Source organism: Actinoallomurus acanthiterrae, assembly GCF_054775715.1.
In genome coordinates this window covers 487,675-514,300 of record NZ_BAAHCO010000001.1, presented here as the reverse complement: position 1 = coordinate 514,300, position 26,626 = coordinate 487,675, and the positions used below count along the sequence as shown (strand labels likewise).

Here is a 26,626-nt window from a genome sequence, read left to right as displayed (position 1 = left end):
GCGCACAAGGGGCGGTACCGGCATCGCCGTGCTCGCCTAGTCAGCCGGCGGGCGAGGTGTCACCCCTGCGGCGAGCGAGGGCCTCGCCGGACGGAAAGGCGTCCGCCACGCTGCGCAGCAAGGCCAGCGGCTCTTCGAGCGACCGGCCTGCGATGAGTTCTTCCAGGGTGGCGTACAGCCGGTCCTCGATGGCCACGATCTCCCGCTCGAGTCGGCGTCCTTCCGCCGTCAGCGTCAGGGTGACGAACCGGCGGTCATCCGGATCGGTGGTCCGCTCGACGAGGTCCTGGGCCACGAGCCGGTCGACCAGGCGGCTGGGACTCGCGGTGGTCTCGCACACCAGGAGCCGCCCGAGGGCCGACAGCGTGAGCGGCTGGTGGTCGTGCAGGACCCGCAGGACCTCGGCCTGGGACGGGGTGAGCCCGAGAGGCCGCAGGGCGGCGCCGAGGAGGCGGTTCCCCTCTCGCTGCACGGCGAGGATGAGGTAGCGGAACTCCTCGATCGGCTTCATGTCGTGCACGCCCCCGCTCTTCGGTACGCCAACCTCCGCGAAGTCAGGTTACACGACACGTATGACACGACAACTAATCCGGAGAAACGCTTGACGAGACTAGATGTCGTGTCATCTAATGTCGTGTAATCGACCTCACGGAGGAACATCATGAGCAGCTCCGACCCCATCAGCGCCGTATCGGTCATCAGCACCGGCACCGTCGCCATCCGCCCCGAGCACGTCGGCCCGACACGGAAGAACACCTACGTCTGGCTGTTCTCCTCGCGCCGCTGGACCGCCCCCCGGCCGATCAACGTCTACGTCGTGGAGCACCGCGACGGCCTCGTCCTGTTCGACACCGGCCAGGACCGCGCCTCCGTCACGGACCCGGACTACTTCCCCGGCGGCTTCAACGGGCTCGTCTACTCGCGGCTCGCCAAGTTCGACATCGGCCCCGAGGACACCCTGGCGGCCGGGCTGCGGGGGCTCGGCCACCGGGTCGAGGACGTCCACACCTCCGTAATCTCCCATCTGCACCAGGACCACATCGGCGGGCTGCCCGTCCTCGGCCGCTCCGAGATCGTCGTCAGCCGCCCGGAGTGGGAGTCCCTGCACCGGCCGCTACCGGAGGCTCGTGGCCTGATGCCCGGCCACATCGATCTCCCGGGTCTGCGGTGGAAGCTGACCGACATGGAGGGTCTCGCCGAGCCCGCGCTCGCGCCGTTCACCCGTGGCCACGACCTGTTCGGTGACGGCAGCCTGGTGCTGCTCCCGACGCCGGGCCACACGCCCGGCTCCCTGTCGATGCTGGTCCGCCGGCCCGGGCGCGCACCGCTGCTCATGGTCGGCGACCTCACCTACGACGACCGGCTGCTCGCCGACGGCAGGCTTCCAGGCGTCGGAGACAAGCGCGCCATGCGCACGGCGACGCGGATGGTGAACGAGCTCCGATCGCGGTTCCCGGGGCTGGTCGTCCTCGCCGCCCACGATCCGGCCGCCGGTGACCGTCTGGCCGCCGCGCTCGCCGAGGAGGCTCCGGCCACGGTGTCGGCGCTGCGTGGCGTCAGCCGGTGACGCGGAGGAAGCGGGTGCCCCACTCGCGGACGAAGTCGGTGAGCTCCGGCGGGCCGACGATCTCGAACTCGGCGCCGGTCGCGCCGATGAGCATGGTGGGCCACTCCAGGCCGTCGACGGTCATCAGCAGGCGGCATCGGTCGTCGGCGATCTCCTCGACGGTGCCCCAGCGGGAAACGGTGGCGCGGACCTTGGCCGCCGGGGCGTGCACGATGATCTCCACGGCGTAGGTCGTCGGCATGGTCGCGATGCCCGCCCGGACGAAGTCCGCGGCGTCCTCGGCGGGCAGGTCGCGGGGGCGGAACCGCTCGCCCGTACTGCCCGGGTCGGAGAGACGGTCGAGGCGGAAGCTGCGCCAGTCGTGCCGGCCCAGGTCGTACGCCACGAGGTACCAGCGGCGGCCAAGCGAGACGAGGCGGTGCGGCTCGACGTGGCGGGCGGACTGCTCGCCGGCCCGGGCCCGGTAGGAGAACCGCAGCCGTTCCTCGTCGCGGCAGGCCTGGGCGACGGCGGTGAGCACGTCCGCGTCGATGGTCGGGCCGGCGCCCCAGGCCGCGGGGACGGTGACCGCGCGCAGCGCGTCGATGCGGCGGCGCAGCCGGGGCGGCATCACCTGGACGACCTTGGTCAGGGCGCGGACCGCCGACTCCTCGATGCCGGCGACGGCGCCCTGCGCGGCCATCCGCAGGCCGATGGCGAGGGCGACGGCCTCCTCGTCGTCGACGACGAGCGGGGGCAGCGCGGCCCCGGGCGCCAGCTGGTAGCCGCCGTCCACCCCCCGGTGCGCGACGACCGGATAGCCCAGCTCGCGGAGCCGGTCGACGTCGCGGCGGAGCGTACGGGGAGAGACTCCGAGCCGGTCGGACAGCTCCGGGCCGGGCCAGTAGCGGTGGGTCTGCAGGAGGGACAGCAGCCGGAGGGTGCGGGAGCTCGTGTTCGCCATGTCTTTCAGGGTTCCGGTCATTGCGGTCAAGAAGTGGCCGCTATGGACTCTAACGTCTTGTTCATCGACCTCGTTCACAGGAGATGGCCTTGACCGAAATCCTCGAATCCCCGACCAGGGCGGCCGACGAAAAGATCGCCGCGCCGTACCGCTGGCGGTGGCTCGCGTTCTCCGCCGTCCTCGCCTCGAGCGTCATGGACCTACTGGACAGCACCGTGATCAACACGGCGGCGCCGGCGATCCGGGCGAGCCTCGGCGGATCGTACGCGACGCTGCAGTGGATGGCGGCCGGCTACACGATGGCGCTCGCGGTCATGCTGCTCATCGGCGGGCGGCTCGGCGACATGTTCGGCCGCAAGCGGATGCTGCTGATCGGCGTGGCGGGCTTCACGGTCGCCTCCGTGGCCTGCGCGACCGCGGTCTCCCCCACCATGCTGATCGTCTCGCGGGTGTTGCAGGGCGCGTTCGGGGCGGTGATGCTGCCGCAGGGGTTCGGGCTGATCCGTGACCTGTTCCCGCCGGAGGAGATGAAGAAGGCATGGACCGCGTTCGGCCCGGTGATGGGGCTGTCGGCGGTGCTCGGCCCGATCATCGGCGGGACGCTGATCCACGCCGACCTGTTCGGCACCGGCTGGCGGATGATCTTCCTGGTGAACGTCCCGATCGGCGCCTTCGCGCTGGCGGTCGCGGCGCGGTTCCTGCCCGCGACGCCGCCCGCCGTGCGCTCGGCACGGCTCGACCTGCCCGGCGTCGCCCTGGCCGCCTCCGGCACCTTCATGCTGATCTTCCCGCTGGTGCAGGGCCGTGAGCTCGGCTGGCCGATGTGGACCAAGGTCCTCCTGGCGTGCTCGGTTCCGGTGCTCGCCCTGTTCGCCGCGTACCAGATCCGCCGCAAGCGGGTGGGCGCGACGCCGCTGATCGAGCCCGGCGTGTTCACCCGGCGCTCGTACGCCTCCGGGGTCGTCTTCGCGATCGCCTTCACCGGGGCGATGGGCGGCACGCTCCTCACTCTCGGCGTGTTCATGCAGGTCGGCCTCGGATACAGCCCGCTGCGCGCCGGCCTCACGACCGCGCCCTGGGCGTTCGGCGCGATGATCGGCTCGGCGATCAGCGGCATGCTCATGGTCAAGCTCGGCCGGCGGCTCCTGCACATCGGCCTGGCGGGCATGGGCACCGGGCTGGCCGTCCTCTACGGCGTCTTCCAGTACGTCGGGCCCGGCCTCACCAGCGTCGACTTCATCGCCCCGCTGCTGGTCGGCGGCGTCGGGATGGGCATGATCTTCGTGCCGATGTTCGACATCATCCTCGGCGAGGTCGCCGACCACGAGGTCGGCTCGGCGTCCAGCGCCCTGCAGGCCATCCAGCAGCTCGGCATGTCGCTCGGCGTCGCGGTCATCGGCACCCTGTTCTTCGGGCTGCTCGGCTCGCAGGCGCACCACAACTTCGACGCCTCGGCCGCGCCCCGGCTGCGCGCCGCGCTGACCCAGGCGGGCGTGCCCGCCCCGGCCCAGGCCCAGATCGTCGCGGGCGTCCGGACCTGCGTGCAGGACCGCGAGGCCGAGAAGGACCCGGACACCGTTCCGGCCAGCTGCCGGACCACCGGCCCGGCCGCACCGGCGGTCGTGCGGGCGCTGACCACGGCGGGTCTGGACACCCACCGCCGCGACTCCCTCGACGCCGCCGGGACGACGGCGCTGGTCACCATCGGGCTGATCGCGCTGGCCTTCGGACTCGGGTTCCTGCTCCCGCGCAAGGCCCGCGCGGAGGCCGCCCCCGCCTGATCCAGCGGAGGCGTCCGCCGGGCGACCGATCCCGGAACGCCCGCGCCCCCGGTCACCCGACCGGGGGCGCGCCGTCGTCTCAGGCGCTTCCGTCAGGCCACGTCGGGGAAGTCGGTGGAACGGCTCACCTCGGCCCATCGGGCCGCTTCGGCCGCGCGCTCCTGTGAGGACCGATCGGCCGCCGCCACCGCGTCCGAGCCGAGCAGGAGGCGCAGCGGCGGCTCGTCCAGGTCGATGACGTCCACGATGACCTGCCCCGCCCGCTCCGGATCTCCGGGGGAGGTCCGGTCGAGGCCCGCGCGGCGACGGTTCATCGCGCCGACGGTCTGCTCGTAGTCCGGACCGACGGGCGCGAGGATCATGGACGAACCGGCCCAGTCGGTGCGGAACGCCCCCGGCTCGACGATCGTGACCTTGATGCCGAGGGGCTTCACCTCGTTGTTCAGGACTTCGGAGAAGCCTTCGACCGCGAACTTCGACGCCTGGTAGGCGGCGGCGCCCGGCGAACCGCCCACGCGGCCGCCCACCGAGGAGACCTGAACGAAGTGACCGGAGCGCTGGGCGCGCAGCACCGGAAGCGCGGCCTTGGTGAGGTTCACGACGCCGAAGAAGTTCGCCTCCACCTGCGCGCGAAAGTCATCGTCCGTGGTCTCCTCGATCGCCGAGGAGTTGGCGTACCCGGCGTTGTTGACGACCACGTCGAGGCGGCCGAACGCCTCGACGGCGAACCGGACGGCGGCGCGGGCGGCCTCGGCGTCGGTGACGTCCAGCGCGAACGTACGGACGCGGTCGCCGTAGCGGTCCACGAGGTCGGCGAGTTGTTCGGGGCGGCGCGCGGTCGCGACCACGCGGTCCCCGCGCTCCAGCGCGGCCACGGTGAGCGCGCGGCCCAGGCCGCGCGAGCTGCCGGTGATCAGCCAGGTTCGGGACATGATCTGCGTCCTTCCGGTGGGAGGTGCCCTCATCAGGTAACTGTCACAGTAACGTGGCATTTGTTCGAGTTATTTCCCCAGGAGTGAGAAGATTGGATCGATCGATCGTCACACCTGTGCCTGGGAGCCGCGATGAGAGCCGACGCCGCCCGCAATCTGGACGCGGTGCTGCGCACCGGGGCCCGCCTGCTGGCCGAGGACCCCTCGACGAGCATCACGACCATCGCCACGGAGGCCGGGGTCGACCGGAGGACCGTCTACCGGCGGTTCGCCACGCGCGAGGCCCTGCTCGCCGCCGTCTTCGAGACGAAGCTCGACTCCTCCGAACGGGTCCTCGACGAGGCACGCCTCACCGAGGCACCGGTGCCGGTCGCCCTCCACCGTTACGTGGAGGGCATCATCCCGGTCAGCCGGCAGTGGCCGGTCGACACGCGCCGGATGATCCTCGACGACCCCACCGCGAGCGTCCGGCGGGAGGAACTGAGCCGGCGCCTGGACGTCTTCCTGCGGCGAGCGGCCGACGAAGGGTTCCTGCGAGCCGACCTGCCGCCCGGCTGGGCCCGCGCCGTACTGGACGACCTCGTCGACAGCGCCGCCCACCGATTCCCCGACCTGAAGCCCCCGCAGGCCGCCGACCTCGTCGTCGACACCCTCCTGAACGGTGCCGGCCGGCGGTGACCCACCCCGGGGCGTCGCGGTCGGCGCTGTTCCGCGGCGTTCAGGCCAGCCAGCCGTCGCCGAAGTCCTCGCAGGCGTTCACGAGCGCCTCCTCCGAACGGGCGCGGATCATGATCCAGGCCCGCTGGTCCTCCCGTACGAGCACGTCCAGGCCCGCGAACCACCGCGAACCGGGCAGCTGCCCCGACGGGTACTCGGGGAGAGGCAGCCGGGCGTACCGCTCGAGCACCTCGAGGTCGTCCTCGTCGACCTCGCGATAGTCGGCGAGCGTCTCGTCGGCGTGCAGGATCTCCGACAGCACCATCTCGACGCAGGCGAGGGAGAAGGAGTCCAGCCACGGCTCCCAGCTCTCGGCGTCGTCATCGGCCAGGTCGGGCCGGATGAACACCGCCGGGTCGGGGCCGTCGAGCCGGACGCCCCACCGCGCCGCGCCCTGGTCCTCGTCGCGGAACACCAGCAGCCCGTCGTGGACGTACAGCTGCTTCGGCTCGAACAGCTCGTCCTGGTTGCTGGTCAGGTCCCGACGCCGGCCGAACAGCGCGTACGCCTCCCGTACGGCGGCGGGCAGGGTCACGCCGAGCCGCGTCTCGGCGGCGCTCAGGTCCGCGTCCTCCCAGCCGTCGGCGTCCGTGAGCGGTGTCGCCCACGCCGCCGCGAACCCCTGGATGAACCGCCACGCCCCGCCACGGTCCCCGACGCCGGCCAGTTCCGCACGCACATCGAACGCATCGACCATGCCGGGCACCGTACCCGAGCGGTACGGCACCGAACAGGGCGAACAGATGACGATCCGGTCGCGGATCACGGCCCTTCGTCCGAGCGGCCGGTCGCGATGGCCAAGATCGTGATCCGGGCGGTTCGGGCGCAACCCGGCCCCGGCCTTCGGGAGAGAGCCGGGTGTCAGCAGCCCGACAACGGAGAGTGACGCATGAAGGGACACAACGGCCCATGGCCACGGCGAGAGCGGTGAGCCACCCGCAGGGAGGGCCCGACGACAAGGCACTCGTCGCCGCCTCCCTGGAAGACCCCGAGTCGTTCGGCGAACTGTTCCGCCGCCACGCGCCACGGCTCCACGCCTACATCAAACGGCGACTCGGCCCGACCCTGGCCGACGACGTCGTGTCGGAGACGTTCGCCACCGCGTTCCGGCGCCGGGAGAAGTTCGACGGACGCTTCGAGTTCGGCGCGTGGCTGTGGGGCATCGCCAGCAAGCTGATCGCCAAGCACCACCGGCAGGAGACCCGCATGTACCGGGCGTTCGCCCGGACCGGAGTCGACCCCGCCGAGGCGGGTGTGGCCGAGGCGACCGACGACCGGGTGGCGGCCGCCGCGCTCGGCCCTCAGCTCGCCAAGGCCCTCGCCTCGCTGAGCGCCCAGGAACGCAACGCCCTCTTGCTCCTCGCCTGGGGCGAGCTGTCGTACGCCGAGATCGCGGCGACGCTCGAGCTGCCCCTCGGCACCGTCAAAGCCAAGATCCACCGGGCTCGGAAGAAGCTGCGGAACGCCCTCCCGGAGGCGAAGAACGATGGATGAACTCGACGCTCTACGGCAGATGCGGCCGACGCTGGCCCGCGAGGAGCACCCGGACCGGCTCGCCCTGCGCACCAACTGGCGCTCCCGCCCTGCGCCGCGCCCGCGCGCCCGGCGCCGGCTCATGATGCCGCTGATGGGCGTGGTCGCGGCCGGGGCGGTGGCCGCGGGAGCCCTGGCCGTCCTCTCGGACTCGGGCGGGCACCCGTCGCCCGACCGTACGGTTCCCCTTCGGACGGGCGGCGGCGGCAACGCACTGCTGGTCGCCGCGACCAACGCGGAGAAGGCGCCGATCGGCGCGTACTGGCACACCAGGCGCATCGACGGGTTGATCTACGCGGTCGGCAGGACCAGGGCCGACCACTACAAGATCGAGTCGAGACAGCAGTACGACCTCTGGACCGGACGCGACGGCAAGGCGCTCTTCAGCGCCACCGACCTGCCCGCACGACCGTGGACCGCCGAGGACAGGGCGAAGTGGCAGCGGGCGGGATCCCCGACGACGATCCAGGCCCCGAGCAGTGAGGGCCCGATCACCCTGTTCCTCGACACGAAGTCCGCCATGCCGCTTCCTCAGCCGCGACCGGAAAGTGATCAGCGGTTCTTCGGCATGACACCCGCACAGATCGCCGAGCTGCCGACCGAGCCGAAAGCGCTACAGAACGCGCTGTTCAACCTGCGCGACCGCTGGCACGCATTCTCTTCGACGTCCGCGAAGGAACGCCTGGGAGCCCTTCAGGGCGCCGAACGCGCCCGGGCGCTGAGCGACGTGGCCGGTGTGCTGCTGGCCGGCGCCCCCACCCCGCCGAAGGTACGGGCGGCGGCCTTCCGGATGCTCGCCACGCAGCCCGGCATCCGCGCCGAGGGCACGACGACCGATCCCATGGGCCGCACCGGAACGGTGGTCTCCCTGCCGGTGGCGTCGACCGTTCCCCTCGGTCTGTACACCGCACCCAAGCAGCTCGGCACGTACCGACGTCAGTGGATCATCGACCCCGGCAGCGGGACCCTCCTGGCCGTACGGGACCTCGTCGCGACACCGCCGCACGGCAGCCGGAAACTCCCGCCGGGCGACGACGGCAAGCCGCGGACCCTGCGGGTCCAGGATCAGCCCGACCGGTTCCACCGGCCGGGGGAGGTCTCCTCGTACGAGGTGTACGCCGTCGCGGAGTGGACGAACTCCGAGCCGAAGCTCCCTGCCGGCCCGTGAGTGCCGGGAGGGGACCGCGCCGTCCGGGTCCCCTCCTCGCGGCAGATCGGGGCCGCGGTCCCTGATGGGTCGAACGACGTGCAGCGGGTAGGGGTCGAATCAATGGCGAACCCTCGAGGAGGCCGCCGAGTCGATCGGCCGCGAACCGAAGGGACGAGTGAGCTGACATGTCGACCTCTGTACACGGCACCGGCATCCGACGGACCGTCGCGTCCGGAGACACCTCGATCGGCCGGCTCGTCGGTGAGGCGACCGCCGACCTGCAGAAGCTGATGCGGCAGGAGGTCGCGCTGGCGAAGGCGGAGGTCCGCCAGGAGGCGACCAAGGCCGGGAAGGCCGCCGGGCTGTTCGGCGGGGCGGGATTCGCGGGCTACATGGTGCTGGTGCTGCTGTCGTTCGCGGCGGCACTCGGCATCGGCCACGTGCTCGACATCGCCTGGGCCTTCCTGATCGTGGGGGGCATCTGGGCGGTCGCGGGAGCGATCATGTACGCCATGGGCCGCCACCGGATGCGGACCTTCTCCCCGACACCGCATCGGACGGTCGAGACCCTTAGGGAGGACGCCCAGCTGATGCGGCACCCGACCGCCGCCCGGGCGATCCCCGCCGAACCGGTCCCGGCCGAGCTGCCCGCGCCGGCTCACCCGCGCTGGCCGACGTGAGAACGCGAAGACGCCGTGGCCTTCCAGGGGCTCCTGAAGGGCCGCGACGTCAGCGCGGATGCTTTCTGCCTGTCGAAGTGACCTCTAGTCCTAGTCGGACAGGTCCCAGCTTTCGATCTCGGCGTCGCTGAGCGGGAGGACGCACCAGATGGCGTCCTGCATCGTCGGGCAGATCAGGGCGACCTTGTCGACGCCGGTGATCCGGAACGGCCGCTCGACGCACGGCACGAGGCCGAAGTAGGCGATCGGGACGCCTCGCCGCCTGGACAGCTTCTCGGCGGCGACCACGGCGTTGAGCCCGGCCGCGGAGAAGAACGGCACCCCGCTCATGTCCACCAGCAGCGGTCGGTCGGTCGTGGTGACAAGCTCGATCAGACGCCCCCGGAACGTATGCCCGGTGAAGGCATCGACCTCACCGCGCGGCATGGCGAGCGTGTAGTCCTCGCACTCCATCGCGAACATGTCCAGGGCAACGTCCATGGGACCTCCAGTCCGGAACACCGTGGGGCACCCGTGACCATCACAGCATCGCGCGATTACTGATCGTTTCCAAGAGGGAGACGGATACCATCCACGGCGCGGCGCGCTAATCGGGCACCATGCCCGCTTTAGACGTGCACAAACCCCCGATGGCGCGGGGCATCGCAATGCCACGCCCGGAAACTTCCCCCCGAAACCGTATGACTCTCCGGAGTCACTGAACGGTATGCATCGCGCAAAAATTCCGGTTCCTACCAAGAATCGCCGTAGTCGTCGGGATCGAGCGCGTGGGCATCGTCTCCCAGGTGAAGGTCCGGCTCCGGGCCGAGAAGGATCACGATGCTCTCCAGGATGGCCTTCAGCATGCGCGCTCGCCTTTCTGCGACGGGCACCACCCGGGCGTGGCGGTGCGCCGGGGTCCTCCCGGCAGGAGTGATCACGAAGGAGTCCTCGAGGCACGTACGGTTCTTGCGCCCACCCGTTCTCCGGCCGGCGCGGCGATCCGGTTTCCCGATTCGTGATCTCGTCCGTCCTCCGCATGTCCCGCGCGGCCTCCTCCGTAGGTCGCAGGGCGGGGCGGGGAGGGATCACCCCGGCGGGCGACGCCCCAGGGGCCGCCGGTTGAAAGGATCTCTGCGACCGCTTGCGAGCACGCGTGCCTCCAATCCCCTCCGAACTGGAGTCCCGATGAAGCGTTCGTCCGTCGTGACGGTGGCCGTGACCGCGGCCTCCGTCCTGACCTCGGGTTCCGCCGCGGTGGCGGCGGTGAGCGGCCCCACACCGGCGCCCGCCTGGCGTGACTGTCACACCGCGAACACGCCGCCTCAGCTGGAGTGCGCCACGATCACCGTGCCGCTGGACTGGTCCCATCCGGGCGGGCAGCGGATCACCCTGGCGCTGAACCGCCTGCGGGCCACCGACCAGGCACACCGGATCGGGTCGTTGCTCGTCAACCCCGGCGGCCCGGGCGGATCCGGCACCGCGGTGGTCGCCCAGGGCGGGATGCTGCTCGGAACACCGCAGCTGGGGCCCCTGCGCGGACGTTTCGACCTGATCGGCTTCGACCCGCGCGGAGTCGGCGACAGCACTCCCGTACGCTGCTCGACGCCGGTGTACGACCCGGCCGCCCCCACCCTTCCGACGACGGCGGCGGAGTACCGGCGGCTCACGGAGAGCAACCGCCGTCACGGGAACGACTGCCTGAAGACGACGGGCCCGCTGCTCCGGCACGTCGACACGATCAGCGCCGCCCGGGACGTCGACGCGATCCGCGCCGCGCTCGGCGAGTCGCAGATCTCCTGGCTCGGCGTCTCGTACGGCACGGAGCTCGGTGCCGCGTACGCCCGGCTGTTCCCCGGACGGGTGCGGACCATGGTGCTGGACGGCGCCATCGACCACACGCGTTCGGTCGCCCGGGACGCCGTGGACGAGTCGACGGCGATGGAACGGGTCTTCAGCCACTTCGCGAGCTGGTGCCAGGCCACGGCCGACTGCGCGCTCCACGGTCGGGACGTCGTGGCCGACTTCGACGCCCTGACCGCGCGGGCCGACAAGGGTGAGGTCACCGATCCCGCCCTGGGTCGTTCCCTCACCGCCGCCGAGGTCACCTCCGGCGCGTACGGGTACCTGATCATCAAGTCCTTCTGGCCGCAGCTCGCCACGGCCCTCGCCGACGCCGAGAAGACACCCTCGAACGCGACGGCACTGGGCGAGGGCGTGTCCGGCATCGACCCGAGTTACACCGCGTACCGGGCCATCGGGTGCCACGACTTCCCGCCGCGGGTGCGCGGCTTCGCGGACCTGCGGGCCCGGCTGGCGCACGTCAAGAAGGCGGCGCCGCACATGTGGCGCTACTCGGAGATGTGGGACGCGACCACCGGGTGCACCGGCTGGCCGGTGCCGGCGGCGAACCCGCCGCGCCCCGAGCGGGTCACCGGCACCCCGACGATCCTCGTCGTCGGCAACACCTACGACCCGTCCACCCCGTACGTCTGGGCGAAGGCGCTGACCCGGCAGATCGACGGCGGCCGGCTACTGACGTACGACGGTGACGGGCACACCGCCCTGTACAACTCCTCCTGCGCCCGTACGCACGAGGTCGACTACCTGATCACCGGCCAGGCACCTCCGGCCGGCACGGTCTGCCACGCCTGATCCGCACGGCGGGAGGGTCGCCCCGGACCCGCACGGCGGGGATGGCCGAGCCGGATCCACAGGGTGTGGACGGCCGACCCACGGCGGGGAGGGCCGACCGGGACCCGCACGGCGGGAGGGCCGACCTGGATCCACAGGGTGTGGACGGTCGAGCCGGATCCGTACGGCGGGGACCGCCGAGCCGGATCCCCTGGACGGCCGAGTCTGATCCGCGCGGTAGAGATGTCCGATCCGTCCAAGACGAGCGGGCCCCGCGGGAAGGACGATCGCGTCATGAGCATCGACCTTTCCGCGGCGGCCGCGTTCATGGCCGGTCACGCGCGTCTCCTGGACCGCCGTCGCTTTCAGCTGATCACGGAGCACGCCGACGCCGCTCACGTCCTGGCCGCCCTGGACGCGTACCGCAACGCCGACGGGGGCTACGGCTGGGGCCTCGAGCCGGACCTGCGCTCGCCCGAGAGCCAGCCGGGCGCGGCGCTGCACGCCTTCGAGGCGCTCGAGGAGGCCGCGGCCCACGCGCCGGTCGCGGAGGAGGTCACCGCGCGGGCCGTCGCGCTGTGCGACTGGCTGGAGTCGGTGACGCTCCCCGACGGCGGCCTGCCCTTCGCCCTTCCCCTCACGTCCCGCGCCGCGACCGCTCCCTGGTGGGCGAACGCCGATCCGGACACGTCGTCCTTGCAGATCACCGCCGTGACCGCCGCGCTCGCCCACCGCGTCGCGGTCCACGTCCCGGCCGTGGCCGGCCATCCCTGGCTCGACCGGGCGACGGCGTACTGCCTGGCCGCGATCGAGGCGATCGACGAGACGCCGCACGCGTACGTGCTGGCGTTCGCGGTGCGCTTCCTCGACACCGTGCACGACCTCCGGCCCGAGGCCCCGCGTCTCCTGGCGTCCCTGGGCGCGCGGATTCCGCCGAGTGGCGAGATGCCCGTCGAAGGCGGCATCGCGGGCGAGACGCTGCGTCCGCTGGGCTTCGCGGAGCGCCCCGACCGGCCGGCCGCGGCGTTGCTCCGACCCGAGGTGCTCGAGGCCGACCTGGATCGGCTGGCCGGCCTGCAGCAGGAGGACGGCGGGTGGATCGTCGACCACGCCAGCAGTTCCCCGGCGGGCGCCCTCGAATGGCGCGGTCACGCCACCGTCCGCGCCATCGACCTCCTGCGGAGCCACGAGAGATTGTGAAAACGGTTTTCGTTTCCTCTATAGTCGGGTCGCACCGAAAACCCTCGCTCACCGTATCCATCTCGCTACGTTGGGCGATATCGGAAGTGGGCACCGGCCGCACTGGGAGGAAGCATGAAGGTCGCGTTCGTCGGCAAGGGCGGCAGCGGCAAGACGACCTTGTCGTCCCTGTTCATCCGTCATCTTGCGGCCGGCGGCACGCCGGTCGTGGCGGTGGACGCCGACATCAACCAGCACCTCGGCGTCGCCCTCGGCCTCCCCGAGCAGTCCGCCGCCGCGATCCCGGCCATGGGCGCGCACCTGGCCGCGATCAAGGAGTACCTGCGGGGCGACAACCCCCGGATCTCCTCGGCGGCGGCGATGGTGAAGACCACACCGCCAGGCCGCGGATCCCGGCTGCTGCGCCTGGGCGGCGACGACCCGATCCACTCCCGGCTGACGGTCCCGGCCGCCGGCGCCAGGCTCATGGTGACCGGGCCGTTCAGCGACGAGGACCTGGGCGTCTCCTGCTACCACTCCAAAACGGGGGCGGTCGAGCTGTACCTCAACCACCTCCTCGACGGCCCCGGCGAGTACGTCGTCGTCGACTGCACCGCCGGTGCGGAGTCCTTCGCCTCCGGCATGTTCACCCGCTTCGACCTGACCTTCCTCGTCGCCGAACCCACGCGGAAGGGCGTCGCGGTCTACCGGCAGTGGACCGAGTACGCCGCCGACTACGACGTCGCTCTGAAGGTCATCGGCAACAAGGTCCACGGCCCCGGGGACGTCGCCTTCCTGCGCGAACACGTCGGCGACGCGCTGCTGTGCTGCGTCGGGCAGTCCGGCGCCGTCCGCGCCATGGAACAGGGCCACCCGTTCGACCTGGACGACCTGGCCGAGCCCGACCGCGCCGCGCTCGCCACGCTCCGGGCCACCGTCGACGCCCGCCCCAAGGACTGGGACAAGTTCACCCGCCAGGCGGTCGAGTTCCACCTCAAGAACGCCCGCGCCTGGGCGAACGCCGCGACCGGCCAGGACCTCGCCGCCCAGATCGACCCCGACTTCACCCTCACCCCCGAGGCGCTCCTTGAGGCCGTCGGGCCGGCCGGGTCGGCCGCTCTCGAAGACGCCTACGCAGCGGCGTGGGCGGAACCCAGCGAGGCCGAGTCCTGGGATACGACTTCAGCGGATGGCATCGTCGATGCGATGAGGTCACCAGCCGCAGGTTGATCGATTGGGGTGATTTCTCACCTGTGGGGTAGGCAGGAAGCGTGCGCCTCGGGCAGCACTTGCGCGATCTTCGCCCGTCATGGCAGCCGGCTCATGCACTGGTGCTGATACCACTCGCGTTCATCCTGCTGATCACCTTCGTGGACGTGAACATCCCCACGACCGTCCACCTGGGGCCGCTCCTCGTCGTGGCGCCCGCGCTCACGGCGTCCTTCGGAGGGCCGGTGATGACCGGGTTGGTGGGCGCCGTGGCGGTGGTGGCGCAGGTAGTGATCGCCTGCCTGCACGGCGGCGTCGAGACGCTCAACCACCAGGTACAGATCTTCACGCTGCTGGCGGTCTCGTCCGTCATCTTCGTGTTCTCCTACCTACGTGGCCGGCGCGCGCGGCAGCTCGCCCAGGTCCGGTCGGTGTCCGAGGCCGCGCAGCGGGTCATCCTGCGCCCGCTGCCCCGCAGGATCGGCCCCCTGCGGATCTCGTCGATGTACATCGCCGCCACCGCCGAGGCGCACGTCGGTGGTGACCTGTACGCCGCCGCACGCACGGTGGGTGGCACCCGCCTGCTCATCGGCGACGTACGCGGCAAGGGCCTGGGCTCGCTCAGCGACGCGGCGCTCCTCCTGTGTGCGTTCCGTGAGGCGTCGCACCGCCACGCGGCATTGCCGAAGCTCGCGACGTACCTGGAAGGCAGCGTCTGCCGGAACCTCATCGAGCTCGCCGAGACGAACGCGATCGCCTCGGAGTGCTTCGTCACCGCGGCCATCACCGACATACCCGACCGCGAGTCGGTCGTGCACGTGATCGACTGCGGTCACCCGCCGCCGCTGCTGCTGCGCGGAGAGCGGGTGCTGACGCTGGATCCGGACCTGAAGTGTCCACCGCTGGGGCTCGGCGAACTCACCGAAGAGGACCATCGGCCGGAGACGTTCCCGTTCGAGCCCGGCGACCTCATGCTGCTCTACACCGACGGGATCATCGAGGCCCGCGACGGCGCGGGCGGTTTCTATCCCCTCGCCGAGCGCCTTCCCGCCTGGGCGGGCGAGGACGCGGACACCCTGATCCGGCTGCTCCATGACGATCTGCTGCGCCACGTCGGCGGCCGACTCGACGACGACGCCGCGGCGATCGCGATCCAGCGCCTGCCCACCGAGTTCGCGGGCCCACCACGCCGACACGCTCTGGGTCGACGTTCGCCGTGACGACCGCCGACGCCGTCGTCCGTTCAGCGGCGTCGGTCGTGCCTCGCGGCGGCGACGGCGATCTGGCCGAGGCTGATGCCGCCGTCGTTCGGCGGCACCCGCTGGTGGGTGAGCACCCGCAGGCCGTGGCGTCCAAGGCCGTCGGTGACCCGGCCCAGCAGGAGCCGATTCTGGAAGACGCCGCCGGACAGCGCGACCGTGCCGATCCCCGTCGCGGCGGACAGCCGCCGGCACGCGGCGACGGTGGCGTCGGCGAGCCCGTGGTGGAAGCGCGCGGCGACGGTCGCGGCCGGGACGCCGTCGCGCAGGTCGGCCACGACGGCACGGACCAGGTCGCCGACCCGGATGACCAGGAGGTCTCCGTCGTCGATCGCGACCGGGTAGGCGGCCGTCTCCGCGGGGTCGGCGCGCTGCTCGAGTTCGATCGCCGCCTGCCCTTCGTAGTCGACGGCGTCGCGGACGCCGAGGATCGCGGCGACGGCGTCGAACAGGCGGCCGGCGCTCGACGTGAGCGGCGAGTTCACGCCGGACCTCGCCACGGCCAGGACGTCGTCCCAGCCACTCCGATTCCGGACCTGGACGTCCAGTTCCGGCGGTGGAGCGCCGTCGTATGCCGCGTCCAGGTGGGCGGCGGCCATCCGCCACGGCTGCCGGATCGCGGCCGGCCCGCCGGGCAACGGCACCGGGGCCAGGAGGCCCGCCCGGGAGAACCCGGCCAGGTCGGCGACGAGGAGCTCACCGCCCCAGATCGTGCCGTCGGCGCCGTAGCCGGTGCCGTCGTAGGCGACGCCGATCACCGGGCCGTCCTCCCGGTTGTCCGCCAGGCATGAGGCGATGTGCCCGTGATGGTGCTGCACGCCCACGAGCTCCACGTCCTCCAGCGCCAGGGCGTACTTCGTCGACAGGTACTCCGGGTGCAGGTCATGGGCGACGACGCGCGGCGCGATGCCGAACAGCCGCCGGAAGTGCGCGATCCCCTCGGTGAAGGAGCGCAGCGTCTCGTAGTTCTCCAGGTCCCCGATGTGGTGGGAGACGAAGGCGCGGTCGCCCTTGGCGAGACAGAAGGTGTTCTTCAGCTCGGCCCCGCAGCCCAGCACCGGGGACGGCACCGGCCGGGCGAGCCAGACCGGCTGCGGCGTGTACCCGCGCGACCGCCGCAGCGGGAGCTCCCGGCCTCCGACGACGCGGACGACGGAGTCGTCGGTGCGGATGTGGATCGGCCGGTCGTGCGTGAGGAACCGGTCGGCGATGCCGGCGAGCCGCTCGTACGCGTCGGCGTCACGGTAGGCGATCGGCTCGTCCGAGACGTTGCCGCTCGTCAGGACGTACGGACGGCCGAGCTCGCGTGCCAGCAGGTGGTGCAGCGGCGTGTACGGCAGCATGATCCCGAGCTCGCGGTTGCCCGGCGCGACCGCGGCCGCCACCGGCGCGCCGGGCCGCCGGGGAAGCAGCACGATCGGGCGGCGCGGCCCGGTGAGCAGCCGTTCGGCGACCGGGTCGAGCAGGCAGAGCCGGTGGGCGGCCTCGAGATCGGGGACCATGACGGCGAACGGCTTGGCCTCGCGGTGCTTGCGCGAGCGCAGCCGCCGGGCCGCCTCCTCGTCGCCGGCGTCCACCGCCAGGTGGTAGCCGCCGAGCCCCTTCACGGCCAGAACGCCGCCCGCCCGCAGCACCCCCGCCGCCGCCGCGATCGGATCACGGACGGCACCCGGCGCACCGGAGGCCGGCGCGCCCTCCCAACGCCGCGCCTCGACCGCCACCGCGATCGGATCACCGGGGGCCGATGCGCCTTCCCAACGCACCTCGGCCGCCGCCGCCATCGGATCACCGGGGGCCGATGCGCCTTCCCAACGCACCTCGGCCGCCGCCGCCATCGGGTCGCAGACCGCGCTCGCCGCCCCAAGGCCGCCGGCTCGCGGCGCCTCGACGGCCGGGTCGCCGTCGTCCGTACCGGACAGGCGCAGCGCAGGGCCGCAGGCCGGGCAGCAGGTCGGCTGCGCGTGGAACCGCCGGTTCCCCGGGTCGTGGTACTCCGCCGCGCAGTCCTCGCACAGGGCGAACCCGGCCATCGTCGTCACGGGCCGGTCGTACGGCACGTCGCGGATGATGGTGAACCGCGGCCCGCAGTTGGTGCAGTTGACGAACGGGTAGCGGTACCGCCGGTCGGCGGGGTCGAACAGCTCGGCGAGGCAGTCCGCGCAGGTCGCGACGTCCGGCGAGATCAGCGTCTCACGGGTGTCCTCCCGGCGGCTCGGCGCGATGCGGAATCCTCGTTCGCCGCGGACCGGGAGCCGCGTCGCGGTCATCCGGTGGATCAAGGCCAGGGGCGGCGGGTCGTCGCGCAGTCCCTCCTGGAACCGTGTCAGGGCGTCGGACGGCCCCTCGACCTCGACGAAGACGCCGTGGGCGTCGTTGCCCACCCACCCGGCCAGGTCCAGCCGCCGGGCGAGGGAATGGACGTACGGCCGGAAGCCGACCCCTTGCACGATCCCCTCGACGCGGATCAGCAGCCGAGCGGACGGTGATCGCATACGTCGAATGTTGCCCGCGGCGTGGCGGCCCCGAGACCTGCCCGCGACCGTTGTGGCCGAGAACTTACCGATCGCGCCGAGGCTTTACCGCCGGTTGTGCCGGACAGGGTGTTCCCCCAGAGCGACATGGACATAGCGTGACGGTACGGATCCGGAATGGAGTGTGTACATGACCGTGACACCACCCATGGAACGGGTCAGTCAGGCGTTCGCGCGGCGTGAGACGGCCGGCCGGATGCTCGCCGAGGACTCTGGACGGGTGGCCCGCGCGTGCCAGGACATGGCGGTCCGCTTTCACCGCGGCGGCAAGCTGATCGCCTTCGGCAACGGCGTGGCCGGTACGGACGCGGCGCACGTCGCCGTCGAGTTCATGCATCCGATGATCGTGGGCAAGCGGGCGTTGCCCGCCATCGCGGTGAGCAATGACGCGGCGGCCATCACGGGGGTGGCGTGCCGCGAGGGGTTCTGCGAGGTGTTCGCCCACCAGGTGCGCCAGTGGGCGGCTCCGTACGACATCGCCCTGGGGATCTCCGCGGGCGGTCACTGCGTCGACGTGCTCCGCGGCCTGGAGGCAGGCCACGACCTGGGGCTGCTCACCGTCGCGCTGACCGGCGGGGACGGCGGCATGCTGGGCCAGAGCCCGGCGATCGACCACCTGCTGATCGCGCAGAGCGACGACCCGGCGATCGTCAAGGAGATCCACGTGACGACGTACCACCTCCTGTCGGAGCTCGTGCACGTGTTCTTCGAACAGCCCGGCCTGCTCGGCCCGGAGGTGATCGAGTGACCGAGCGCGGTCCGTGTTCGGAGGAGGTCTGCGTCACCTGTTCCGACGAGGCCGTCCCGGTGACGGTGGTGCGCCTGCTCGACGGCGACCTCGCGGTCGCCGACACTGGTGGCGGCAGGTGCGAGGAGGTCAGCGTCGCGCTGGTCGACGCGGCCGTCGGCGACACGATCCTGGTCCACGCGAAAGAGGCCATCGCGGTGGTGGCGCGGGGTGATCGGGGGGAGCGGCAATGACCGGGAGTGAGCCACCGGATGGGATGCAGGAGCTGTACCCGTTCCTGTATTCGCGGGAGTCCGAGATCGAGACGGTGCTGAGCGAGGTCAGCCGGTCCACCGAGGAGAAGGCCGAGGAGATCGTACGGCTCCGGCGTGAGGTCGCGGAGCGGTCGGGGTTCCTGCTCGCGGAGTGCGCCGAGGCGATGGCCAAGAGGTTCGCCATGGGCGGGCGGCTGTTCACCTTCGGCAACGGCGCCAGCAGCACCGACGCCGAAGAGATCGCCGCCACGTTCTCCAATCCGTCGCGCGGGCGGTCCCTGCCCGCGCTCTGCCTGACCACCGACGTCGCGCTGCTGACCGCGCTGTCCGACGACGTGAGCTTCGAGGTGGTGTTCGCCCGGCAGCTCGCCGCGCTGGGCGGCACCGGCGACATCGCGTTCGGCCTGTCGACGAACGGTGAATCGGCCAACGTCATCCGGGCGGTGGAGGAGGCGGCCCGGCGTGGGATGCTCACCATCGCGCTCGCCGGCGGCCAGGGCGGCAGGCTCGCCGAGCTGGCGTCCCTCGACTACCTGTTCGTGATCCCGTCGGCGTCCGTGCACCGCGTCCAGGAGGCGCAGACGACCGTCTACCACGTCCTGTGGGACCTGACGCAGCACGCCCTCGGGAGCGCAGTCTGAAAGGCGTTGCCGCCTGCCGGAAGACTGGACGAATCCTCTCGTAACCCGAAACGTAGGGTTGTCGCGAGAGGAGTCATGACATGCGCGAGGTTGTGGTTTGCTCACCGGTTCGTACCCCGGTGGGGCGTTTCGGCGGTGCATTGAAGGACGTCAGCGCGCAGGAGCTGGCGGCGACGGTGATCCGTGCGCTGGTCGAGCGCACCGGTGTCGACCCCCACGAGATCGGCGACGTCATCCTCGGCAACTGCAATCCGAACGGTGACGCACCGGCCATCGGCCGGGTCGCCGCCCTCGACGCGGGCCTGCCGGTCGAGGTCGCGGGAGTGCAGGTGGACCGACGGTGCGGATCGGGGCTGCAGGCCGTCCTGAACGCGGTGATGCAGGTCGCGACAGGCGTGAGCGACACGGTCATCGCGGGCGGCGCGGAGAGCATGAGCGGCGTCGAGTACTACGCCACCGGCCTGCGCTGGGACCGGCCCGGAGCCGAGATCAAGCTGATGGACCGGCTGGCCCGGGCCCGCGTCACGGCGGGCGGCGAGCACCACCCGGTGCCGGGCGGCATGCTGGAGACCGCCGAGAACGTCCGCGAACGCTATGAGATCAGCCGTACGGAGCAGGACGAGTTGGCGCTGCGCTCCCACGAACGGGCGGTGCGGGCGCAGGACAAGGGGCTGTTCGCCGACGAGATCGTGCCGGTCGAGGTGCGCGACCGCAAGGGGACTCGGGTCGTCGACCGCGACGAGCACCCGCGGGCGGACACGACCCTGGAGCGGTTGGCCGGCCTCAAGCCGGTCATGCGCGTGGACGGCGCCACGGTCACCGCGGGCAACTCCAGCGGCCAGAACGACGGCGCGGCCGTCTGCCTGGTCACGACGCGGAAGCGGGCCGACGCGCTCGGCCTGACCCATCAGGCCAGGCTGGTGTCCTGGGCCGTGGCCGGAGTCCCGCCGCACCTGATGGGGCTGGGCCCGGTGCCCGCCACCGAGAAGGCGCTCGTCCGTGCCCGGCTGAGCCTCGACGACATGGACCTCATCGAGCTGAACGAGGCGTTCGCCGCGCAGGTCATCGGCGTCCTGCGTGAGTGGGGGCTCGACGAGGCCGGCCTGGCCAAGCTGAACGTCAACGGCTCCGGGATCTCGCTGGGGCACCCGGTCGGCGCGACCGGCGCGCGCATCCTCACCACCCTGCTGCACGAGCTGCACCGCCGCGACGCCCGGTACGGGCTGGAGACGATGTGCATCGGCGGCGGCCAGGGCCTCGCCGCGGTCTTCGAGCGGATCGCCTAGGGCCCGTCTCAAAGTCCCCGTCCGTAGCGAGCGGTGTCCAGGTGGTGCCTCGCAAGGCGGAGGAGGGAGTCAGCCCGGTGTTGGCTAGCGACCGACGACAACGCGGCGAGGCGCCGCCTGGGCACCGCGCAGTAGGACAGCGGGGCTTTGAGACGGGCCCTTACGCCCGTACGGGCGTGCGAGCATGACGGCGGAGACCGGATCGTACCCAGGAGGAGCCGTGGGACTGCTGGAGGGACGGAGCGCCGTGATCACCGGGGCGGCGCAGGGGATCGGGCTGGCCACGGCGCGGGTGTTCGCCGAGAACGGCGCCCGGGTGGTGATCGCGGACCGCGACCTCGACGCCGCCCGCGCGGCGGCCAAGGAGGTGGGCGGCATCGCCGTGGAGTGCGACGTCACCTCGGCCGAGCAGGTGTCGGCGCTGGTCGATCGGTGCGTGGCGGAGTACGGCGGGCTCGACGTCATGGTGAACAACGCCGGGATCACCCGGGACGCCACCATGCGGAAGATGGCGGAGGCGGACTTCGACGCCGTGATCGACGTCCACCTGAAGGGCACCTGGCACGGCGTCCGCGCCGCCTCGCTGGTCATGCGGGAACGCGGCCGAGGCTCGATCGTGAACGTCTCGTCCATCTCCGGGAAGGTCGGGATGGCCGGCCAGACGAACTACAGCGCCGCGAAGGCGGGCATCGTCGGCATGACCAAGGCCGCCGCCAAGGAGCTCGCCCACCTGGGCGTCCGGGTCAACGCCGTGCAGCCAGGGCTGATCAGGACGGCGATGACGGAGGCGATGCGGCCGGACGTGTGGGAGGGGAAGATGCGAGAGATCCCGATGGGACGGGCGGGCGAACCGGTCGAGGTCGCGAACGTCGCGCTCTTCCTCGCCTCGGACCTGTCGAGCTACATGACCGGTGCCGTCTTGGAGATCGCTGGCGGACGTTTCATGTGATCAATTGATTCGGCGGTATTTGCGGTTACAAAGGCTCGATTCATGACATCTGACGCGTAGGGTAGCGTTTGAAACGCAACCTGCTAATGCGTTTCCAGCGTCCCCGGCCTCTGCCGCGCTCCGGTTCCCTGATGGAGGCCGATGCGAGGCTTCCATGGATGTCACGAACTCCGAGCAGCTCACCCGGCGGGATGCGCCGCGCCTGCCGGCCGAGGTGACGAGTTTCGTGGGGCGTCGGCATGAGGTGGCCGAGGTCAAGCGGTTGTTGTCGGTGTCGCGGTTGGTGACGTTGACGGGTGTTGGTGGGGTGGGTAAGACCCGGCTGGCGAGTCGGGTGGGGGCGATGTTGCGGCGGGCGTTCGCCGATGGGGTGTGGCTGGTGGAGCTGGCGGATCTGAACAATCCTGATCTTTTGGTGCCGGCGGTGTGTGAGGCGTTGCGGATCCGGGATCATTCGGCGCGTCCGGCGCTGGAGGTGCTGATCGATCATCTGCGGGACGCCCAGGCATTGGTGATCCTGGACAACTGTGAGCACCTGGTACGGGCGTGCGCGATTCTGGCGGATGCGTTGTTGCGCTCGGCGCCGGGGCTACGGATCCTGGCCACCAGCCGCCAGCCCTTGGGGGTGGTCAGCGAGCAGACCTTGTCGGTGCCGACGTTGCCGGTGGCCGCCACCGATGCCGAGGCGGTGGCCGGGGATGCGGTGCGGTTGTTCGCCGAGCGGGCCGAGGCGGTGGTGCCGGGATTCGCGGTGACGGAGGACAACCGGGAGATCGTGGAGCGGATCTGCCGCAGGTTGGACGGGTTGCCGTTGGGGATCGAGCTGGCGGCGGTGCGCCTTCGGGCGTTGTCGGTGCAGCAGCTTCTCGCCCGGTTGGATGATCGGTTCCGCCTGTTGACGTCGGGGTCGCGGGTGGTGTTGCCGCGGCATCAGACGTTGCGAGCGTTGATCGATTGGAGTCATGGGCTGTGTACCGAGGCCGAGCGGCTGGTGTGGGCGCGGATCTCGGTGTTCTCCGGCGGCCTGGACCTGGAGGCCGCCGAGCAGGTGTGCGCCGGGGACGGCATCGCGCGGGAGGACATGCTGGATCTGGTGGGCGGGCTGGTGGACAAGTCCGTGCTCGTGCGCGAAGAGCATCCGGGGGCGGTCCGGTACCGGCTTTTGGAGACCATCCGCCAGTACGGCCGGGAACGCCTGGTCGCCTCCGGCACCGAAGACCTCATCCTGCGACGCCACCGCGACTACTACCGCGGCCTCGCCGCGGACGCCTGGACACGCCTCTTCGGACCCGACCAGGTCGCCTTGCTGACCCGGCTGCGGGTCGAACACCCCAACCTGCGGGTGGCCCTGGAGTACTCCTTCGGCCGCTCGGGCGAGGGCGCCGTCGGCCTGCGGATGGCCACCGACCTGCTCTACCACTGGACCACGAGCTACTACCTCACCGAGGGACGCCGCTGGTTCGATCGCGGCCTGGCCACCGAGACCGAACTCGACGCGACGCGGGCCCACGCCCTGTGGGCGAACGCCTGGCTGGCCATCATCCAGGCCGAACCCGGCCCCGCCCTGAGCATGCTCGAGGAGAGCAAGCGCATCGGGGAGACCCTGCGGCTGGACTCGGTCGGCGCCTACGTCGCGCTCTTCTGCGGAATGGTCGCCATGTACGAGCGCGACCCCGACGCCGCGATCTCGTACTTCAAGACGGCGGTGACCCAGCACCGGAAGACCGGTGACCTGGTGGGCCAGGCCCTCGGGCTGATCCGGCTCTCCCTCGCCTACTCCTTCCGCGGGGACTCGGAGCCGGCGATCAAGTACGCGGAGGAGAGCCTGGCCCTCTGCGACGCGCATGGGGAGCGCTGGCACAGGGCGTACACGATGATGGCGCTCGGCGTGGATGTCTGGCGGCAGGGCGACCTGGACCGCGCGGTGGCGCTGGAGGAGGAGAGCCTGCGGTTCAACCGGGAGCTCGACGACCTCCTGGGGGTCGGGGTGAACATCGAGGTCCTGGCCTGGGTCGCCGCGTCGGAGGGGCGGTATCCGCGAGCGGCCCGGCTGCTCGGCGTCCTGCGGGTGATCTGGCGGAGGGTCGACGCGCCCCTGTCCGGGTACGGCCATCTGGCGCGCTACCACGACGAGTGTGAGACCTGCACCCGTACGGCCATGGGTGACCGGGCCTTCGCCGCGGCCCGTGACGAGGGGGCCGCGCTTTCCTTCGACGAGGCGCTCGCCTTCGCCCTGGGCGAGCGGCAGCCGTCCGTGGCCGATTCCGACCGATCACCGTTGACCCGCCGTGAGACGGAGATCTCCCGTCTCGTCGCCGAAGGCATGAGCAACAAGGAGATCGCGGCCAAGCTCGTGATCGCCCAGCGGACCGCCGAAGGTCACGTCGAGCACATCCTGAGCAAATTGGGCTTCACCTCGCGCTCCCAGATCGCGGCATGGGTCGCGGAGCACAAGCGGACCGGCGGTAAAGGACGCCCGGACGGGTAATGATCACCATGGTGCACGAGCCCCGCGCGATGAGCGAATCCCACGCCGACGAATCGGCCTTCGTCGGACGCCGGCATGAGCTCGCCGAGATCAGGCGGCTGCTGGGACGGACCCGGCTGCTGACGCTGACCGGCGCGGGCGGCGTCGGCAAGTCGCGGCTCGCGCGGCGCGCCTCCGAGGCACTGAGCTCGAGCTATCCCGACGGGGTCCAGGTGATCGAGTTGGCCGGCCTGGAGGACGGCGACCTGCTCGAGTCGACGGTGGCATCGGCTCTGGGGCTCCGGGCGGCGCAGCGTCCCATCGGCGCCGCGCTGCTGGACTACCTGGCGGACAAGCGGATGCTGCTCGTCCTGGACAACTGCGAGCACCTGCTGTTCGCCTGCGCCGCCCTGATCAACCGGATGCTGCGGAACACGCTGCGGCTGCGCATCCTGGCGACCAGCCGCCAGACGATCGGGGTGTACGGCGAGCAGTTGCTCCGGGTGCCGTCCCTGGCGGTCCCCGCCTGCGACGAGCCGTTTCGGAAGATCGCGCGGCGGGAGGCGGTGCGGCTGTTCACCGACCGGGCCACCACCGTGAACCCCGACTTCACCGTCAACGCCACCAACGCCCCCACCCTCGCCCGCATCTCCGCACGCCTCGACGGCATCCCCCTCGCCATCGAACTCGCCGCCACCCGCCTACGCACCACCCCCATCGACCAACTCCTCCGCGAACTCGACGACCGCTTCACCACCCTCACCGACGGCAGCACCACCGCCCTCCCCCGCCACCAAACCCTCCGCGCCACCATGGACTGGAGCCACGACCTGTGCTCCCCCGCCGAACAACGCCTCTGGGCCCGCCTCGCCACCTTCCCCGGCGGCGTCGACCTCGACACCGCCGAAGAGATCTGCTCCGGCGACGGAATCGCACGCGATGAGATCTTCGACCTGATCTCCGGCCTGGTGGACAAATCAGTGCTCACCACCCAGCAGACCAGCACCGCGACGCGGTACCGGATGCTGGAGAGCATCCGCGCGTACGGCCGTGAGCACCTGACGCCTTCGGAGAAGACCACACTCCGCCACGCGTGCTGCGCCCACTACCGGCGCCTGGCCGACGCGAACCGGATCGACCGCGTCGTGCCCGATCAGGTGTACCGGTTCCGGCTGCTGCAGACCGAGATCGCCAACCTGCGCGTCGCCCTGGACTCGTGCTTCACGGGGACGCACGACCCCGAGGCCGGGCTCGACATCGCCTCCGCGATGTGGTCGTACTGGGTGATCACCGGCACCCTCTCCGAGGGACGGCACTGGCTGGATCGCGGCCTCGCCCTGACCTCCCCGGGCGACCCGGCGCGCTTCACCGCGCTGTGGGCCGATGCCCTGCTCGCCATCTACCAGGGCGACGTCGCCAGCGCCCGCACCTGGGTCGCCGAGTGCCGCAAGCTCGCGAAGCAGTCCCGCGACGAGTCGTCCCTCGCCTTCGCCCTCCAGATCGCCGGGGTCGCCGCGTGCTCCACCGGTGATCCGAAGGAGGGTTACGCGCTGCTGGAAGAGGCACGGAACCGGCACCGAGCGCTCGGCGACCTCGACGCCCTCGCCCTCAACCTGTACCTCGCCTCGGTGTACTGCTCGGCCACGGCGCCGCACGAGGCGGCCGTCCTCGGCGAGCAGCTCATCGCGCTGTGCAATGAGCGGGGCGCCCCGCTGTTCCGGGCGTACGCGCAGTTCGGCGTGGCGATGGCTGCCTGGATCCAGGGCGACTGGCGCCACACGGAGGCGATGATGCGCCAGGTGGCCATCCCGTGGACCGTCATCAACGACCGCTGGGGGCTGGTGCAGTTCCTGGAGGTGATGGGGTGGACCGCCTGCAGGCGCGGTGACCATCTTCGCGCCGCCCGGCTGCTGGGCGCCGCCGACTCCGTGTGGCAGGCCGTGCACGCCTCCCCGATGGTGGTCCGCTACAGCGAGGAGTCCCATCGGAGCTGCGTGGAGCATACGCGCCGGGTTCTCGGTGGCCGGGCGTTCGCGGACGCGTTCCGGAGCGGAGCACGGCTGGGGCTCGACGACGCGATCGCCTTCGCCTTGGAGGAGGAGCCGGCCGTCGCGGCGGCGGCCTTCTAAGGGGCATCACTCAGAAAGACGCCGAGACCGGTATACGGGGGACATACCGGTCTCGGCG

23 protein-coding genes are annotated in these 26,626 nt (G+C 71.4%); 17 read left to right on the top strand and 6 right to left on the bottom strand.

Features of this window, described 5'->3' with window-relative positions:
- Window positions 1-40 precede the first annotated feature (40 nt).
- Entirely contained in the window at window positions 41-511 is a 471-nt protein-coding gene (locus ACYVF7_RS02525; RefSeq protein WP_460357755.1) for a MarR family winged helix-turn-helix transcriptional regulator, read from the bottom strand.
- Window positions 512-661: 150 nt separating this feature from the next.
- On the opposite strand from ACYVF7_RS02525, the gene ACYVF7_RS02520 reads away from it, so the two are divergent.
- Window positions 662-1,567 carry an N-acyl homoserine lactonase family protein gene (locus ACYVF7_RS02520; RefSeq protein ID WP_460334210.1) on the top strand — a complete coding sequence of 302 codons (906 nt, stop codon included), beginning with the start codon at window positions 662-664 and terminating at the stop codon, window positions 1,565-1,567.
- Here the strand turns inward: ACYVF7_RS02520 and ACYVF7_RS02515 are convergent.
- Entirely contained in the window at window positions 1,557-2,510 is a 954-nt protein-coding gene (locus tag ACYVF7_RS02515) for a helix-turn-helix transcriptional regulator (RefSeq protein WP_460334207.1), read from the bottom strand. The two genes, ACYVF7_RS02520 and ACYVF7_RS02515, sit on opposite strands and share 11 nt — an antisense overlap.
- Window positions 2,511-2,599: 89 nt before the next feature.
- Here ACYVF7_RS02515 and ACYVF7_RS02510 point away from each other — a divergent pair, with 89 nt between their 5' ends.
- The gene (locus tag ACYVF7_RS02510) at window positions 2,600-4,291 is read left to right on the top strand and encodes a DHA2 family efflux MFS transporter permease subunit (protein WP_460334204.1); all 1,692 of its coding nucleotides are present in this window, start codon (window positions 2,600-2,602) and stop codon (window positions 4,289-4,291) included.
- A 92-nt stretch (window positions 4,292-4,383) separates the two neighbouring features.
- Here the strand turns inward: ACYVF7_RS02510 and ACYVF7_RS02505 are convergent, their stop codons facing one another.
- Window positions 4,384-5,223: an oxidoreductase gene (locus tag ACYVF7_RS02505; RefSeq protein WP_460334201.1), complete on the bottom strand. Its 840-nt coding sequence runs from the start codon at window positions 5,221-5,223 to the stop codon at window positions 4,384-4,386.
- 132 nt (window positions 5,224-5,355) lie between these two features.
- Here ACYVF7_RS02505 and ACYVF7_RS02500 point away from each other — a divergent pair, with 132 nt between their 5' ends.
- Entirely contained in the window at window positions 5,356-5,901 is a 546-nt protein-coding gene (locus ACYVF7_RS02500) for a TetR/AcrR family transcriptional regulator (protein ID WP_460334197.1), read from the top strand.
- A 40-nt stretch (window positions 5,902-5,941) separates the two neighbouring features.
- On the opposite strand, the gene ACYVF7_RS02495 is transcribed toward ACYVF7_RS02500, so the two are convergent.
- Window positions 5,942-6,637 (bottom strand): hypothetical protein, encoded by a 696-nt coding sequence (locus ACYVF7_RS02495; RefSeq protein WP_460334194.1) that lies wholly within the window; start codon window positions 6,635-6,637, stop codon window positions 5,942-5,944.
- A 212-nt stretch (window positions 6,638-6,849) separates the two neighbouring features.
- Here ACYVF7_RS02495 and ACYVF7_RS02490 point away from each other — a divergent pair, with 212 nt between their 5' ends.
- The 3 genes from ACYVF7_RS02490 (at window position 6,850) to ACYVF7_RS02480 (ending at window position 9,303) form a co-directional block, all read left to right on the top strand.
- Window positions 6,850-7,434, top strand: a complete 585-nt coding sequence (locus tag ACYVF7_RS02490) for an RNA polymerase sigma factor (protein WP_460334191.1) — start codon at window positions 6,850-6,852, stop codon at window positions 7,432-7,434.
- Window positions 7,427-8,641, top strand: coding sequence for a CU044_5270 family protein (locus ACYVF7_RS02485; RefSeq protein WP_460334188.1), 1,215 nt, complete (start codon window positions 7,427-7,429; stop codon window positions 8,639-8,641). Before ACYVF7_RS02490 ends, ACYVF7_RS02485 begins: the two co-directional genes overlap by 8 nt.
- Window positions 8,642-8,808: 167 nt before the next feature.
- Window positions 8,809-9,303: a phage holin family protein gene (locus tag ACYVF7_RS02480; RefSeq protein WP_460334185.1), complete on the top strand. Its 495-nt coding sequence runs from the start codon at window positions 8,809-8,811 to the stop codon at window positions 9,301-9,303.
- A 90-nt stretch (window positions 9,304-9,393) separates the two neighbouring features.
- Here the strand turns inward: ACYVF7_RS02480 and ACYVF7_RS02475 are convergent, their stop codons facing one another.
- Window positions 9,394-9,783, bottom strand: a complete 390-nt coding sequence (locus tag ACYVF7_RS02475; protein WP_460334182.1) for an STAS domain-containing protein — start codon at window positions 9,781-9,783, stop codon at window positions 9,394-9,396.
- A 687-nt stretch (window positions 9,784-10,470) separates the two neighbouring features.
- On the opposite strand from ACYVF7_RS02475, the gene ACYVF7_RS02470 reads away from it, so the two are divergent.
- The 4 genes from ACYVF7_RS02470 (at window position 10,471) to ACYVF7_RS02455 (ending at window position 15,524) form a co-directional block, all read left to right on the top strand.
- A complete protein-coding gene (locus tag ACYVF7_RS02470; RefSeq protein WP_460334178.1) occupies window positions 10,471-11,937 on the top strand; it encodes an alpha/beta hydrolase in 1,467 nt (488 codons plus the stop codon).
- 273 nt (window positions 11,938-12,210) lie between these two features.
- The gene (locus tag ACYVF7_RS02465; protein WP_460334175.1) at window positions 12,211-13,116 is read left to right on the top strand and encodes a hypothetical protein; all 906 of its coding nucleotides are present in this window, start codon (window positions 12,211-12,213) and stop codon (window positions 13,114-13,116) included.
- 114 nt (window positions 13,117-13,230) lie between these two features.
- The gene (locus ACYVF7_RS02460; protein ID WP_460334173.1) at window positions 13,231-14,325 is read left to right on the top strand and encodes an ATP-binding protein; all 1,095 of its coding nucleotides are present in this window, start codon (window positions 13,231-13,233) and stop codon (window positions 14,323-14,325) included.
- 101 nt (window positions 14,326-14,426) lie between these two features.
- Window positions 14,427-15,524, top strand: a complete 1,098-nt coding sequence (locus ACYVF7_RS02455; protein WP_460334170.1) for a PP2C family protein-serine/threonine phosphatase — start codon at window positions 14,427-14,429, stop codon at window positions 15,522-15,524.
- Between the two features lie 23 nt (window positions 15,525-15,547).
- Here ACYVF7_RS02455 and hypF read toward each other — a convergent pair whose 3' ends face one another.
- Window positions 15,548-18,055, bottom strand: a complete 2,508-nt coding sequence (hypF, locus tag ACYVF7_RS02450) for a carbamoyltransferase HypF (RefSeq protein ID WP_460334168.1) — start codon at window positions 18,053-18,055, stop codon at window positions 15,548-15,550.
- A 169-nt stretch (window positions 18,056-18,224) separates the two neighbouring features.
- Between hypF and ACYVF7_RS02445 the strand changes: the two genes are divergently transcribed.
- From ACYVF7_RS02445 to ACYVF7_RS02415, 7 genes are all read left to right on the top strand, one after another.
- Complete coding sequence (locus tag ACYVF7_RS02445) at window positions 18,225-18,842, top strand: D-sedoheptulose-7-phosphate isomerase (RefSeq protein ID WP_460334165.1); 618 nt, start codon at window positions 18,225-18,227, stop codon at window positions 18,840-18,842.
- Complete coding sequence (locus tag ACYVF7_RS02440) at window positions 18,839-19,075, top strand: HypC/HybG/HupF family hydrogenase formation chaperone (RefSeq protein ID WP_460334162.1); 237 nt, start codon at window positions 18,839-18,841, stop codon at window positions 19,073-19,075. The genes ACYVF7_RS02445 and ACYVF7_RS02440 overlap by 4 nt, the downstream gene beginning before the upstream one ends.
- A complete protein-coding gene (locus ACYVF7_RS02435; RefSeq protein WP_460334159.1) occupies window positions 19,072-19,737 on the top strand; it encodes a D-sedoheptulose-7-phosphate isomerase in 666 nt (221 codons plus the stop codon). Before ACYVF7_RS02440 ends, ACYVF7_RS02435 begins: the two co-directional genes overlap by 4 nt.
- An 80-nt stretch (window positions 19,738-19,817) precedes the next feature.
- Entirely contained in the window at window positions 19,818-21,023 is a 1,206-nt protein-coding gene (locus tag ACYVF7_RS02430; protein ID WP_460334156.1) for an acetyl-CoA C-acetyltransferase, read from the top strand.
- 220 nt (window positions 21,024-21,243) lie between these two features.
- Window positions 21,244-21,972 carry a 3-oxoacyl-ACP reductase FabG gene (gene fabG, locus ACYVF7_RS02425; RefSeq protein ID WP_460334153.1) on the top strand — a complete coding sequence of 243 codons (729 nt, stop codon included), beginning with the start codon at window positions 21,244-21,246 and terminating at the stop codon, window positions 21,970-21,972.
- A 154-nt stretch (window positions 21,973-22,126) separates the two neighbouring features.
- Window positions 22,127-24,460 carry a LuxR C-terminal-related transcriptional regulator gene (locus ACYVF7_RS02420; protein ID WP_460334150.1) on the top strand — a complete coding sequence of 778 codons (2,334 nt, stop codon included), beginning with the start codon at window positions 22,127-22,129 and terminating at the stop codon, window positions 24,458-24,460.
- A complete protein-coding gene (locus ACYVF7_RS02415; RefSeq protein ID WP_460334147.1) occupies window positions 24,460-26,568 on the top strand; it encodes an ATP-binding protein in 2,109 nt (702 codons plus the stop codon). The genes ACYVF7_RS02420 and ACYVF7_RS02415 overlap by 1 nt, the downstream gene beginning before the upstream one ends.
- The last annotated feature ends 58 nt before the right edge of the window (window positions 26,569-26,626 follow it).